Annotated in this window: 9 protein-coding genes and 2 pseudogenes; 10 read left to right on the forward strand and 1 reads right to left on the reverse strand. The window is 57.3% G+C overall.

What is annotated here, in order from left to right; translation table 11 throughout:
• The first annotated feature begins 16 nt into the window (after positions 1 to 16).
• The 8 genes and pseudogenes from nosZ to GAO09_RS29915 form a co-directional block, all read left to right on the forward strand.
• Complete coding sequence (nosZ, locus tag GAO09_RS06895; RefSeq protein ID WP_153353303.1) at positions 17 to 1936, forward strand: TAT-dependent nitrous-oxide reductase; 1920 nt, start codon at positions 17 to 19, stop codon at positions 1934 to 1936.
• 29 nt (positions 1937 to 1965) lie between these two features.
• Complete coding sequence (locus GAO09_RS06900; protein ID WP_235937961.1) at positions 1966 to 3303, forward strand: nitrous oxide reductase family maturation protein NosD; 1338 nt, start codon at positions 1966 to 1968, stop codon at positions 3301 to 3303.
• Positions 3300 to 4205, forward strand: a complete 906-nt coding sequence (locus GAO09_RS06905; protein WP_153353304.1) for an ABC transporter ATP-binding protein — start codon at positions 3300 to 3302, stop codon at positions 4203 to 4205. The genes GAO09_RS06900 and GAO09_RS06905 overlap by 4 nt, the downstream gene beginning before the upstream one ends.
• Positions 4202 to 5029, forward strand: a complete 828-nt coding sequence (locus GAO09_RS06910; protein ID WP_153353305.1) for an ABC transporter permease — start codon at positions 4202 to 4204, stop codon at positions 5027 to 5029. Before GAO09_RS06905 ends, GAO09_RS06910 begins: the two co-directional genes overlap by 4 nt.
• Positions 5026 to 5583: a nitrous oxide reductase accessory protein NosL gene (locus tag GAO09_RS06915; protein WP_153353306.1), complete on the forward strand. Its 558-nt coding sequence runs from the start codon at positions 5026 to 5028 to the stop codon at positions 5581 to 5583. The genes GAO09_RS06910 and GAO09_RS06915 overlap by 4 nt, the downstream gene beginning before the upstream one ends.
• Positions 5576 to 6559: an FAD:protein FMN transferase gene (locus GAO09_RS06920; protein WP_153353307.1), complete on the forward strand. Its 984-nt coding sequence runs from the start codon at positions 5576 to 5578 to the stop codon at positions 6557 to 6559. The genes GAO09_RS06915 and GAO09_RS06920 overlap by 8 nt, the downstream gene beginning before the upstream one ends.
• A gap of 20 nt (positions 6560 to 6579) precedes the next feature.
• A pseudogene (gene tatA / locus GAO09_RS06925) lies at positions 6580 to 6717 on the forward strand (twin-arginine translocase TatA/TatE family subunit); the annotation flags it as partial.
• 328 nt (positions 6718 to 7045) lie between these two features.
• Positions 7046 to 7206 (forward strand): annotated as a pseudogene (locus GAO09_RS29915) (glucokinase); the annotation flags it as partial.
• 403 nt (positions 7207 to 7609) lie between these two features.
• Here GAO09_RS29915 and GAO09_RS06935 read toward each other — a convergent pair.
• A complete protein-coding gene (locus GAO09_RS06935) occupies positions 7610 to 8191 on the reverse strand; it encodes a DUF1349 domain-containing protein (RefSeq protein ID WP_153353310.1) in 582 nt (193 codons plus the stop codon).
• 388 nt (positions 8192 to 8579) lie between these two features.
• On the opposite strand from GAO09_RS06935, the gene GAO09_RS06940 reads away from it, so the two are divergent.
• Positions 8580 to 9800 (forward strand): MFS transporter, encoded by a 1221-nt coding sequence (locus GAO09_RS06940; RefSeq protein ID WP_153353311.1) that lies wholly within the window; start codon positions 8580 to 8582, stop codon positions 9798 to 9800.
• Positions 9801 to 10366: 566 nt separating this feature from the next.
• Complete coding sequence (locus GAO09_RS06945; RefSeq protein WP_153353312.1) at positions 10367 to 14314, forward strand: putative Ig domain-containing protein; 3948 nt, start codon at positions 10367 to 10369, stop codon at positions 14312 to 14314.
• Positions 14315 to 14331 lie beyond the last annotated feature (17 nt).

Genomic DNA, 14331 nt, shown 5'->3' on the forward strand with positions numbered 1-14331 from the left:
ACAAGGAGAGGACACTATGTCAGAGCAATCACAAAAACCGGGCGTCAATCGCCGGCAATTACTGGGCTCGGCCGCATTTGCAGCGGCCGCCGGAGCCGCAGGTGTCGGCGCTGGGACAGGCCTGCTGGCCGCAAGCGCTTCCCCCGCCCTCGCGCAGGCTGCGGAGAGACACAGCCACGAAGTGAAGCCGGGCGAACTGGATGAGTACTATACTTTCTTTTCCAGCGGTCAGACCGGTGAGGTTCGTGTGGTCGGTTTGCCGTCCATGCGTGAGCTTATGCGTATCCCCGTATTCAATCGCTGCAGTGCCACTGGCTGGGGCCTGACGAACGAAAGCCGCAAAATTCTGACCGAAGGCTTGTTGCCGGAAGAAAAGGAGTTTCTTGCGGACAAAGGCGGCATCTACCTGAACGGCGATTTGCATCATCCCCATTTGTCCTTCACCGATGGCACATATGATGGCCGGTATCTCTTCGCGAACGACAAGGCCAATACGCGGGTATGCCGCATTCGTCTCGACGTTATGAAATGCGACAAGATCATCCAGTTGCCCAACCAGCATACGGTCCATGGCCTGCGTGTGCAGAAATATCCGCGTACAGGTTATGTCTTCTGCAACGGCGAAGACCGTGCGCCGATCCCGAACGATGGCAAGGTTCTCAACGATCCCAAGCAATATCACGCCATCTTCACGGCCGTTGACGGCGACACGATGAAGGTTGCCTGGCAGGTTATGGTCGATGGCAACCTCGATAACGTCGATTGCGATTACCAGGGCAAATATGCGTTCGCCACCTGCTACAACTCTGAGGAAGGCGTCAATCTCGCAGAGATGATGGCGAACGAGCAGGACTGGATCGTCATCTTCGATCTCAAAAAGATCGAGGAAGCTGTTGCCAAGGGTGATTTCAAGACGATGGGCGGAGTGCCTGTCATCGACGGTCGCCATGGCTCGCCATATACACGCTACATCCCGGTCGCAAACAGCCCTCACGGCATCAACACCGCTCCTGACGGCATCCATGTCATTGCCAACGGCAAGCTTTCGCCGACGGCAACTGTTTTTGATGTCAGAAAATTTGATGACCTTTTCGCCGGCAAGATCAAGCCGCGCGATACGGTCGTCGCCGAACCCGAACTCGGTCTCGGGCCGCTCCACACGGCCTATGACGGCAAGGGCTTTGCTTACACAACCCTGTTCATCGATAGCCAGATTTGCAAATGGAGTATCGAGGACGCAAAGCGCGCTTATGGGGGCGAGAAGGTCAACCCGATCCGCCAGAAGCTCGACGTTCACTACCAGCCCGGCCATAATCACACGTCGATGGGACAGACCAAGGAAGCCGATGGTCAGTGGCTGATTTCGCTGAACAAGTTCTCCAAGGACCGTTTCCTTAATGTCGGTCCGCTCAAGCCGGAAAACGATGAGCTGATCGATATCTCTGGCGATGAAATGGTCATCGTTCATGAAGGACCTTCTTTCGCCGAACCGCACGATGCCACGATCGTCCATGCGTCGAAGATCAACCCGGTTCATATCTGGAGCCGCGATGATTCGTTTTTCGCGGATGCGGTCGCCCAGGCAAAGGCAGACGGCGTCGATCTGAAACTCGATGCCACTGTCATCCGCGACGGAAACAAGGTTCGCGTCTACATGCCGTCCTCGGCTCCGGCCTTCTGGCTTGAAGATTTCACGGTGAAGCAGGACGATGAGGTCACTGTCTATGTGACCAATATCGATGAAGTCGAGGACCTGACCCACGGCTTTGCCATCGTCAACTATGGCGTCAACATGGAAATCGGCCCGAATGCGACTGCGTCGGTTACCTTCAAGGCCAGCAAGGCGGGCGTATGGTGGTACTACTGCTCGTGGTTCTGCCATGCCATGCACATGGAAATGAAGGGTCGCATGTTCGTTGAGCCACGGTCGGCTTGATGAAACGTCTCCTGATCAGGATAGCAAGGATGGCGGCCATTATGGTCGCCATCCCGGCCGTTGCGAACGCTGCCGAACGTGTCGTGCCGATTGGTGTCTCTATACAGAGCCAGATCGGCACGGCCGTCGCCGGTGACGTTCTCGTGCTCGAACCGGGCGAGCATGCCGGACCTGTGGTGATCGACAAGTCGATCGAATTGCGCGGCAAGACTGGCGCCGCCGTCGTCGGCAATGGCAAAGGAAGCGTGATCACCATTGCCAGTGCTGGTGTGGCCGTTCGTGGAATTTCCGTCAGCGGTTCGGGGCCAAGCCTCGAAACCCGCGATTCCGGAATCTACGCCGACAGGACGGCGACCGATGCGCTGATCGAAGACAATACCGTGACGGGCAACCTGTTCGGGATCTATCTGTACGGCGCGAAAAATTCGATTGCGCGCGCTAATCGCATCGTTGGCCTCAAAAGCGGCAGGTCGAGCGAAATGGGAAATGGCGTAACCGTCTGGAATGCGCCCGGTGCCAAGGTGCTCGACAATGATATCAGCTTCGGCCGCGACGGCATCGCGACCAATGCCAGCAGAATGAACGTCTTCAGTGGCAATCGCTTCAGCCATCTGCGTTTCGCCATCCATTACATGTACACGAATGACAGCGAGATCAGCGGCAACATCTCTTCAGGTAACTCGGTCGGTTACGCGATCATGTTCTCCAGCCGGCTGAAGATCATGGGCAATGTGTCGCGAGGAGATCGTGACCATGGGCTGCTTCTGAACACCGCAAACGGCTCGCAGATCAGTGGCAATATCGTTCTGGGTGAAATGCAACCCGTCGATCGCTGGCTTTCCGCTGGCATTCAGTCCGGTGAGCACGGCATGCCTGCAAGCGATAGCGACATTGCAAGCGAGACCGAAAATCGACGCCTCGGACCGGAAAAATGCGTTTTCATCTACAACGCCAACCGCAACCGGTTCGTGGACAATCATTTCGAGAATTGCGCCATCGGTATCCATTTTACCGCCGGATCCGAAGGCAACAGCATGAGTGGAAACGCCTTCATAAATAACCGCAATCAGGTCAAATATGTCGGCACGCGCTATCTCGATTGGTCGCATGAAGGGCGCGGCAATTACTGGAGCGACAATCCCGGCTTCGATCTGAACGGCGATGGTATTGCCGACAATCCCTATCGACCAAACGACCTGATCGATCAGGTCCTGTGGACCGCACCTCAGGCAAAACTGCTGATGACCAGTCCGGCCGTTCAGGTCATTCGCTGGGCGCAGGCACAGTTTCCGGCGCTGCTGCCCGGAGGCGTGGTCGATAGCCGCCCACTGATGACGCCTACCTCTGTCGAGAGGAGTACCCAATGACAGCCTCGGTCATTACCACAAGTGTTTCAAAGCAATATGGCGGTGTTGCCGCCGTCAAGGATGTGTCCTTCGAGCTGAATGCGGGGGAGACGATTGCGCTCGTCGGCCACAACGGTGCGGGCAAAACGACGCTCATCAAACTGATGCTCGGGCTCATCCGTCCCACCAGCGGGTCGGTGACGATGCTCGGTGGCGATCCGGCTCGCGGCGATTTTCATGTTCGCCAAAGTGTCGGTTATCTGCCGGAAAGCGTGTCGTTCCACATGGCTTTGACGGGTCGCGAGACGCTTGCCTTTTATGCCCGCCTGAAACGTGTCGAGTTTTCAAACGCCGAGCTTCTGTTCAAGCGCGTCGGCTTGGCTGCGGAGGCCGTCGACCGGCCGGTTCGCACCTATTCCAAGGGCATGCGTCAGCGTCTGGGGCTTGCGCAGGCACTGCTCGGAACGCCGCGTGTTCTGTTGCTGGATGAGCCGACCAGTGGTCTGGACCCGGCGTTGCGGCATAATTTTTACGACCTGATCAGCGAACTTCGGGCAGATGGTGCGACGGTTCTTTTGTCTTCACACGCGCTGACCGAACTCGAAAATCGCGCGGACCGGGTGATCATCATCGACCGGGGCGTGAAGATTGCCGACGGTACGCTTGATGAACTGCGCCATATCGCCAGCCTCCCGACGAGGGTGATCATCAGGCTGTCGGATATGGAAGCTTCGCCACGATGGTCCGGTGAATGGTGCAGGCAATCGGGTGGTGCGTGGGAGGTCAGTGTCGACGCAGCCGACAAGATCGACCTTTTGAAGAAAATGACATCAGAGCCTTCGCTTCTCGAGAGCCTGACGCTTGCCGAGCCGACGCTTGATGAACTTTATGCGCATTTTCTGGGAAGGCAGGCGGCTCAATGAACAATATTCTCACAGTCGCCAGAAAAGAAATCCAGGAAGGGCGGCGCAATCGCTGGGTTCTGGCAACCACGCTTCTTCTGGCAGGACTTGCACTGACCCTGACTTTTCTGGGAAGCGCGCCCACCGGTAATGTCGGCGTGAACCAACTGGATGTGGTTATCGTCAGCCTGTCCAGCCTTGCCATCTTCCTGTTGCCTCTCATTGCCTTGCTTCTGTCGCATGATGCCATCGTGGGTGAAAGCGAGCGCGGGACGCTGATCCTGCTTCTCAGCTATCCGGTCGGTCGCAGCGAGATCGTGATCGGCAAGTTTTTAGGTCATCTTTCCATCCTCGCCTTTTCGACGCTGATCGGCTTTGGCGCTGCCGCGGTGGCACTTGTCGCCTCCGGAACCGTGATTTCGCCGGCAAGCTGGCGTGCCTTCGCCACCATGCTCGGAGCCTCCATCCTTCTCGGTGCGGTCTTCCTGTCGATCGGTTATCTGATCAGCACACTGGTGCGCGAGCGCAGCACGGCGGGCGGTGTCGCCGTCGGCATATGGCTGTTCTTCGTGCTGATCTACGACATGGCTTTGCTCGGCGGCCTTGTCGCCGCGCAGGGGCGCTCGGTGCCGTCGCTGTTGCTGGATGGCCTGCTTTTGGCAAACCCGACAGACGCCTACCGCCTGCTCAACCTCGGTTCGGGCGCGGCCAGCACATTGTCCGGCATGGGTGGCGTTACCGCCGGCAGCAGTCTGTCCGCACCTATTCTGACTGTGGCGCTATTGCTCTGGGCAATCGTGCCGCTTGGCATTGCCAATATCGTTTTCGCAAGGAGAGAAGCATGAACTTGACATTCGCGACCGTGGCTTTGGCCGCCATTTTCCTTGCCGGCTGCAGCCCCAAAGAGAATGCCATCATGCCAGCTCCTACAGCCATGACCGCTGAAGCCATGGGACGATATTGCGGCATGAACGTCATGGAGCATGATGGTCCGAAGGGGCAGGTGATCATGCAGCAGACGGAAGAGGTCATCTGGTTCTCGTCGGCCCGCGATACCGTTGCCTTCACGATGCTGCCGGAAGAGCCGCGCGACATCGCGGCGATCTACGTGTCCGACATGAGCAAGGCGCCAAGCTGGGAAAAGCCCGGCGCTGAAAATTGGGTCGATGCTCGCAAGGCGCATTACGTGATCGAGAGTTCTCGTGTGGGCGGCATGGGTACGGCTGAAGCCGTACCATTCTCTGTGGAGCAGGACGCCATCGCCTTCGCCGCGAAAAACGGCGGTCGTGTTGTCGGCTTCAAGGACATTCCCGAGAATTACATTCTGGGTTCGCAAGTTCCGCCTTCCGATGCTCAGGCTCCCGAAGCTCACGGGGCAGGCGGGCATCACCATGGTTGAGACCATCACACGCCGCAGGGCCTTGCGGATCATGGCGGCGGGAGCTGGTCTGCCGCTCGTTCTGAGTGGAACACAAGCGTTTTCTCACCCCGAGCCTCTAGTCTGGCGTGGGCATGCGCTCGGCGCACCGACGACACTGATCCTGAGCCATCCTGACCGTGATCACGCGGAGGGTCTTGTACGTCAGGTGATCGCCGAGGTGAGCAGGCTGGAGGATATTTTTAGCCTTTACCGTCCGGCTTCAGCGCTCTGTGAACTCAACAGGGCCGGTGCTCTCGCCTTCCCGCCGCAGGAGCTGGTGGATCTGCTGACTGTCTGTCATTCCGTATGGGAAGAAACAGACGGATTGTTCGATCCCACCGTACAGCCTTTGTGGAAGCTGTATGCGGAATATTTTTCCCGAGGCGACGCAAATCCGTCAGGCCCGGATCGATCCGTGCTTGAAAGCGCACGTGAACTCGTCGGCTTACAGCATGTCAGTTTCAACGCGCATCGTATCGCTCTGTCCAAACGCGGTATGGGCGTGACGCTGAACGGCATCGCGCAGGGTTATATAACGGACCGGATTGTCGCCCTCCTTCGGGGTGGCGGTGTAGAAAGCAGCCTTGTCGATATGGGCGAAGTCCGCGCGATCGGTGCAAAACCGGATGGAGCGCCCTGGAAAGTCGGTATCTCTGAAAACCAAAGCGATACCGACATCGACCATTCGGTGTTTGTCATCAACAAGGCTGTGGCGACATCGAGTTCCAATGGACTTCACTTCGATCAGGCACGGAATTGGGGGCATATCATCTCTCCCCAAGGCGTTTCCACAGTGCAGCGCTATCGCAGAATGACCGTCATTGCACCCGATGCAACTCGGGCAGACGCGCTCTCGACCGCGTTTACGCTGATGGAAACGGCGGCGATACAGAAGGTGCTCGCGCAGCATCCCGACATCGAAGCTGATTGGGCACCGTCCAACCGCGCAAATTAACCGACCAAGGATATTAACACATGGGATCTTTCAGCGTCTGGCACTGGATCATCGTTCTGGCAATCGTGCTCATTCTTTTCGGACGCGGTAAGATTCCCGCGCTGATGCTCGATATCGGAAAAGGTATTCGAGAATTCCGAAACGGCATCAAGGACGATGCGTAGATTGCAGCTCTGATCCCCAAGAACTGGATCGTTTTTTATTGGAGTTTTCCGCGCTAGATTCCCGGCTGGGAACAAGAGCGGAAACAATGAAAGTATCAAATTTTTCGGATGCCCAGAAGTCGTTCATCCTCAAGCAGGGTGATGACGGTGTGCCGGTGGCGTCGCTCTTTGCCCGGCGTGTGGATCAGTGTCTCGTGAAGCTCCTTCATATCAATATTTGCCAGAATGAGGGCAGATGCGGCACCGTTTCCTGTCTCATCTTCGAATGAACCACGATGAGCCGAAAAATTTCTTTTCTCAATTAGGCCAGATCGGTCTCAACGGCGGTGTCTTTCTGGCCGGCGGCATCACCCAGAAAACTGTGGTATTGGTGAAACAATCGCAGTTTCGCGAGCATTCTGGGACAAGGCTCCACATTCTGCAATGTTGAAAAATCTTCCCACATTTATCCTAACTCATCCGCGCGCTGCCCTGATCGGATTGGTATGTTCGCAGGCTTGAGGTGATCATTTTGTGTGAGGCGAGCAGGCGATTTAAACGATGGCGGAGCACCAAGTGTTTATATCTTTAGGGACCGTTCTTGAATAATAGTTCGCTGATGTACGCATGCAGGCAGGACGGCACTTTTTCGAAAATCACGCAACTTATCAGAGGCTTATCGAGATGGTATTGCGTGTTGTCGGTTCGAATCCCCTCAAGGCGAAGGCGCCCGCCGGGCAAATGGCTTAAACTTCTCTGGAGTTCACGCTGAACGGTGGCTTTTCACCTCGACCCCAGCTGTACACGCCGTCGTTTGCCTTTCCTGAGCGGTCATCATTCTCGGCGAAGTCTCGTCGGCTTCGCACCAGAATCAGACGCTCGGCGTCTGTATAGAGCGCTCGGGTGGCTACGTCAGATCGTGGAGGTCTTTACCCAAAGCCCGCCCGAATCGCCACTCACTAAATCTCACCTCCAAACCTGCACGCTCTGGAGTGCAGCACATTGGGCCAACCAGGTAATGATCCGCTTCTGGGAATGGGCAGAGGCGGACCAATGGCCAAGCTTGCCCATCGTATGAGGCTTGTATTCTCAGAACGCCGCTCTGGACTGTCACCCTGATCCAAAAATCTGATGGGTCGCCGTCATATCGCCCCGTTGCCCAGTCGGAGGTTTCATTGGTTAGCACACTGCCGAGCAAGCCATATCCGTCCGAGAACTCGATCCCGGTCTTGACCCACCGTCTTTCGTCGAGCCTGACCATGAGGCCAGCTTGGTCGTAAAGATGGTTGAAATGTGCCTGGATCCGAACCTGGGCGGTGAAATCGCGTTGAGCCTGGAATGCGTAGAAGTGGCCGCTGTCGCGCACAAAGCCATAGTGTGTCTCTCGCCAAAAGTCCGTGTTGGCGTCGGTCGTTACGGAAAGTTCGGTATTCGACGCTTCTGCTTTTCTGGGCTCATTGAGCCACTGTCCATTTTCAAGACTCTGCAACGCTATCTCCTATGACGACTAGCGGACTTGCTCAGCACATCCCCTGCAAAGCGGTTAGTTCCCAGAGAGCCCAATTGCTGCCAACAGGCAAGCTCTGAGAAGGCGTCTTACGCTCTGGGCGGCCACGTCGGTCATTCAAGCCGCCGCGACCGACCTGCAAGCGGGCCTCGTGTCGACGGGAGTTCGTCCCGTTCGCGGTAAGAGCGGACGGCTGAGTCAGTCAGCCTGCGCAACTTTTGGAAGAGGGCACGCCAGACCATAACATTGGATGTCGGTTAGATGTCTTCGTCTTCGCGCTCATGGCGATTCAACGCACACACTTCGATCATGACCGAAGCTTCTGGTCGTTGAGCCTGCGATAAGGGCTAATGACCAATGGAACGCTTTCATGACATCTAAAGCCTCATCATTTTTCGGCTGGCATGTGGTCGCTGCCACTTTCCTCGTCGCCATGTTTGGCTGGGGGGCCGGTTTTTACGGACCGCCCATCTATTTGCAGATGGTGGTTCAGCGGACTGGATGGCCCTTCGCGCTCGTATCCGCCGCTGTCACGCTGCATTTTCTCATTGGAGCGGTCGTCGTCGCAAACCTGCCTCGACTTTATCGGCGTTGGGGCGTTCCAGTGACAACGTTTGCCGGAGCGGTTGTGCTTGCCTTCGGTGTCGGCGGGTGGTCACTGGCCAGCCATCCCTGGCACCTTTTCGCGGCCGCTCTCCTGAGTGGGTCAGGTTGGGTTGCCATGGGAGCTGCGGCGGTGAATGCAATTGTCGCTCCATGGTTTATCCGCAAACGTCCGGCAGCACTGTCCATGGCTTACAATGGAGCGAGCGTGGGTGGCGTAGTTTTTTCGCCGTTGTGGGTCGTTCTCATCGCTTGGAGCGGTTTTTCACAGGCTGCGATGATTATTGGGATTTCTATGACCGCCACAGTCGCGGTCCTGTCTGCTCTGGTGTTTTCCAAATCGCCTGAAGCCTTGGGGCAATCTCCAGACGGAGCGAAGTCAAACCAGGTGGAACGGATGGCAGCGTCTTCGCCGGGTCCATCGCTGCCGCGCGGTTTGCTGTGGCGCGATCGTCGCTTCATAACGCTCTCAGCGGGTATGGCCGCCGGACTGTTTGCGCAGGTAGGACTGTTGGCACATCTGTTTTCGATCGTTGTTCCGGTCTTTGGTGCGCAAGGCGCGGGCGTACTGATGGGTGGCGCAACCGCTGCTGCAGTTGCGGGGCGCACTGGCATCGGCTGGTTCATGCCGATTTCGGCGGACCGCCGTCTTATCGCTTCCGCAAGTTACGGCGTCCAGGTGATCGGCTCCATCACGCTTCTGCTGGCAGGTGGAGACCATGCGGCAATGATCGCCGGGGTCCTGCTTTTCGGACTGGGCATTGGCAACGCTACGTCGCTCCCGCCTCTTATCGCACAGCTGGAATTTGACAAGGCTGATGTTTCACGAGTCGTGCCGCTGATCGTGGCTCTTAGTCAAGCGACGTATGCCCTTGCACCCGCCGTGTTCGGCATCGTCAGGACAATCTCCGAACCTGGCGTTTTTATACTGGCGGCGGCGATCCAACTTGTTGCGGTAGCGACCTTTGTTTACGGCCGCCAAAAATGACCGATTCGAGTCCAGTCCCGACCCCGGCGGCAAGAACCCTAATGTCCGTTTCTCTGTCAACGTGCCCTAGGAACGCGCGGTCGGCAATCTGGCTCAGATCGGTCGTTCTCCATACGGCGTACCGGCGTTTTCCGCTAAGCAGCTTCCGTGCGTTAGTTCTCGCATAACAGGGTCGGAAGTTCGAATCCTATCAAGACGTAAGACCTGCAGTAGCAGTGAATAGCTTAGCGGCTGCAGCAGGACGGCGCTGTCAATGCGGCATAATGGTGCCATTCGTTAGTGTCGTTTAGCGCGGCAGTAAGTGCTTGCGGCACCACCACCGACAACTACCTTGAATAAGGCACCAATGAGTGCCCGCTGCCTCTAAGTCGGCACGGGACAGTTTGGTCCCCGAAAAAGTAGCTTCAGGCCATCCGTCCAGATGCCGTAAGCCGGATCTTATGCGGGTATAATCAGCCAAGTTTTTCAGCTGACAAACGGATATCCAAATCCAGCAATAATTTGGATTTTCGATATTTTTTTATGCTAATTCACTCATATAGATTCGGGCGGGAAATGGCTAATCGATGAGTACAGGTGCGGGATTGTGGAAATGCTCGAACCAATGCGACAGCAACCAGCGTTTTAGCCGCCTTTCACTGGTTCAAATGCTCATTTCGTTCGTCGTGGCATTGTTAGCTGTCGGTGCGACTGGCTTTTCGCCCGCCTACGCTTTGTCTGCCGCATGCAGCACCTTGAATAACCAGAGTGGGACGACGTCGTACACCGGCCGATTTGCGGCTTCTGCCTTTGACACGGGCGAAACGATCACTGTGTCGTTTACTGATAACGGGACGGATCCCAAAACTAATCAAACTGCTTCTGCTAATATTCGACTTTCGACTTACGACCTTGCCGCAGTTTATGTCTACTCAAGTTATTCAGGCTCTCAAGGACAGCAGTCCGGCACCAACAACTCTCTAAGTACCTCAGGGCTTTATATTGCTTTGAACGCACGGACCTACCTCAGCGCTTTCTCCATCGTTTGCTCGGGCCAGCTATCCACACCAAGTGTGATATCTGTGAACCCCAACGCTGGCACGACGGCCGGCGGTACTTTGGTAACGATCACCGGGACCAACTTTACCAGTGCGACAGGCGTGACCTTCGGTGGGACGGCTGCGACCAGTTATACGGTCAACAGCGCCACCTCGGTCACCGCGGCAACCCCAGCGCACGCTGCAGGCTCCGTCGATGTCGTGGTGACCACGGCTAACGGAACGGCAACGCTTTCTAGCGGATATAGCTATACGGCGGCGAACCTGAGCCTGATGCCTCCTTCTGGAGCACTAAACTCAGGCACCGTCGGCACGGTCTTTTCTCAGACCATTACGGTTTCAGGTGGGAGCTTGCCCTATTCCTACTCTGTCAATTCAGGTGCGCTTCCAGCGGGCGTGACGCTCAACACTGCGACTGGTGCCATCGTCGGGACGCCGACGACGGCTGGCAGCTACAGCTTTGCTGTCACAGCAACGGATGCAAACAACACTGCAGCATCGGCAAGTTATACGCTGGCCATAGCTGCCATATCGGTGCCACTCACAGTCTCGCCGAGCTCGGGCGCTTTGACAACCGGGACAGTTGGAACGGCTTACAGCGAGGCCGTTTCGGTTTCGGGGGGTACATCACCCTATAGCTATGCCGTAACCTCCGGATCGCTTCCTGCGGGTCTGGCGCTGAATACCTCAACAGGGGTGATCTCAGGCACCCCGACGACAGGTGGATACGCCGCCTTCACTGTGGCGGCCACCGATGCCAACAGCGCAACGGGCAGTGCGAGCTATACGCTCGCCATTGCAGCCGTGGTTCCCGGCGCTCCAACGATCGGGGCAGCAACGGCAGGCGATGGCGGGGCGACTGTGTCCTTCACCGCACCGTCCGCCAATGGCGGAGCCGCGATCACCGGATATACCTTCACGGCCAGCCCCGGCGGCGCAACCGCGACCGGTGCGGCGAGCCCGATCACAGTGACCGGCCTGACCAATGGCACGGCCTATACCTTCACCGTCGTCGCTACCAACAGCGTCGGTTCAAGCGCCGCATCCGCTGCATCCAATTCGGTGACCCCGGCGGCGGCCGTTCAGCTTCCTGTTGCCAACAATGTCAGCGCGACGGTTGCGGCCAATTCGTTGGCCAATCCGATTGCCCTCAACATTACCGGTGGCGCTGCAAACTCTGTTGCCATCGCATCGAACCCCGCCCACGGCACGGCGAGCATCGCCGGAACATCGATCACCTACACGCCGACGGCTGGTTACTCCGGAGCTGACAGTTTCACTTATACCGCGACCAACACGGCCGGAACCTCGACGGCCGCAACTGTCAGCATCACGGTATCGGCCCCAACCTTTGCCTTCTCGCCAGCGGCTGGCACGCTGACGGGCGCAACGGTCGGAACGGCTTACAGCCAGACTGTTGCAGCCTCCGGGGGCGCTTCGCCCTACACTTATGCCGTAAGTTCCGGATCGCTTCCTGCGGGCCTGACGCTGGATATGTCGACAGGGGTGATCTCCGGCACACTGACGACGGCTGGAAACGCAAGCTTCACCGTGACGGCAACCGATGCCAACAATGCAGCAGGCAGTTCGGCCTATGCGCTCGCAGTGACGTCGCAAGCTGTAACACTCACCGTCTCGCCAGCATCTGGTGCCTTGACGTCTGGAACAGTCGGAACCGCCTATTCCGGCTCCGTCAGTGCAACGGGTGGGACCGCACCTTACACCTATGACGCTACCGGACTGCCGGCGGGCCTTACTCTCAACGCCTCAACCGGTACGATATCTGGTACTCCGACGGCAGCTGGCAATTCCTCTGTCGTGGTAACGGTCAACGATAGCAGCACTCCGGCCAATACCGGTGATGCGAATTACACACTGGCGATCGCGGCTGCTCCGGCGGTTTCCTTCACCTTCTCCCCCTCCGGCGGTGCGCTGACGGAGGCGATGGCTGGCGAAGACTATAGTCAGGCCATCTCAGCCACAGGCGGCGCAGCGCCGCTGATCTACAGCCTCTCGTCTGGAAGTTTACCGAACGGCGTGGTTCTCAATGTCTCGACAGGTGAACTCACTGGCCCGCTGGCCGCTGGATCCGAAGGAGACTACAGCTTTACCATCCAGGCGCGCGACAACAACGGTGATATAGGCACGGCTAGCTATACCTTGAAAGTTGCGCCTCGTGCCGTCACCGTCGATGACAAGGTCGTATCGGTTCCAGCTGGCTCTTCACCTGCAAACGTCAATCTGGCGGGAGGGGCGACAGGGGGGCCCTTTGTTTCAGGCGATCTGACGTTTGTGGAGCCAGCAAACGCCGGCACGGTCAGTATCGTCAATGGCGAGTTTGCCCAAGCAGGTGGCCCAACGCCGACCGGCTGGTACCTGAAGTTCATTCCCAACCCTGCATATGCGGGTCAGGTCCGCATCGGCTTCCGTCTCACCAGCGCGCTCGGAGTCTCAAATACTGGCACGGTCACCTACAATATTGGCTTTAGCCCAACTCAGGTCGCCGAGGATATCGACAATCTGGTGCGTGGTTTCGTGCAGACACGGCAAAACATGATAGCCTCGTCCATCAAGGTTCCCGGCCTGATGGAACGACGCCGTATGGCAACAGCAACCGATCCGGTCACGGCCCGCATGATGCCATCTGCAGAGGGTATGACACTCGGCTTCTCTACCAGCCTTGCACAGTTGGAGTCTGCAAGAGATGCCGTCGATGGTGGGGCAGGGGGATACTTCTCTTCGTTCAACATCTGGATCGATGGAACCTTCTTCGCCCATAATCGCGAGGAAAACGGAAACAAGTGGGGTAACTTTGCAATGGTTTCCGCCGGGGCGGATTACCTGCTTTCCGATAAGGCGCTGCTAGGAGTCTCTTTCCACTACGACCGGATGACGGATCCAACCAATGAGGATACGACCCTGACCGGCAACGGCTGGCTCGCCGGCCCCTACGCTTCATTCGAAATTGGCAAGAATGTCTTCTGGGATACGAGTCTGCTTTACGGCGGCTCTGCCAACGATATCGATACCCGGTTCTGGGACGGCACATTCGATACCAGTCGCTGGCTGTTCGACACCTCCATCAAGGGGCAGTGGAACCTTGATGAGGTCACGGTGCTCACGCCCAAGCTTCGTGCGGTCTACATGTCGGAAACGGTTGACGATTATTCCGTTACGAACGGCGCGGGTGATATCCTTGATCTCGACGGCTTCACCAGCGAGCAATTACGCGCCAGCCTTGGTGCAGAAATATCGCGGCAGGTCACGCTGGACAACGACCTCGTGTTGACACCGAAGATCGGCGCCACAGCTGGCTTCTCTGGGATGGATGGCGCCGGTGCATTCGCGCAGGTGTCCGCCGGATTGTCGATGCAGACGAGCCAGGAGTTCGATGTCGATTTCGGCTTGCTGTTCAACATCGAAGGCGATGGCGAGCAATCGGCTGGTGCAAGAGTGGGAATCAGTGGGCGGTTCTAGAAGGGTGCCATGCGTCC

Source organism: Endobacterium cereale (assembly GCF_009617585.1).
GTDB classification, from domain to species: domain Bacteria; phylum Pseudomonadota; class Alphaproteobacteria; order Rhizobiales; family Rhizobiaceae; genus Neorhizobium; species Neorhizobium cereale.

What these genes read in the sequence shown, in the direction of transcription:
- nosZ (WP_153353303.1), top strand. Translation starts at nt 17, where the DNA reads ATGTCAGAGCAATCACAAAAACCGGGCGTCAATCGCCGGCAATTACTG.
- GAO09_RS06900 (WP_235937961.1), top strand. Translation starts at nt 1,966, where the DNA reads ATGGCGGCCATTATGGTCGCCATCCCGGCCGTTGCGAACGCTGCCGAA.
- GAO09_RS06905 (WP_153353304.1), top strand. Translation starts at nt 3,300, where the DNA reads ATGACAGCCTCGGTCATTACCACAAGTGTTTCAAAGCAATATGGCGGT.
- GAO09_RS06910 (WP_153353305.1), top strand. Translation starts at nt 4,202, where the DNA reads ATGAACAATATTCTCACAGTCGCCAGAAAAGAAATCCAGGAAGGGCGG.
- GAO09_RS06915 (WP_153353306.1), top strand. Translation starts at nt 5,026, where the DNA reads ATGAACTTGACATTCGCGACCGTGGCTTTGGCCGCCATTTTCCTTGCC.
- GAO09_RS06920 (WP_153353307.1), top strand. Translation starts at nt 5,576, where the DNA reads ATGGTTGAGACCATCACACGCCGCAGGGCCTTGCGGATCATGGCGGCG.
- GAO09_RS06940 (WP_153353311.1), top strand. Translation starts at nt 8,580, where the DNA reads ATGACATCTAAAGCCTCATCATTTTTCGGCTGGCATGTGGTCGCTGCC.
- GAO09_RS06945 (WP_153353312.1), top strand. Translation starts at nt 10,367, where the DNA reads ATGAGTACAGGTGCGGGATTGTGGAAATGCTCGAACCAATGCGACAGC.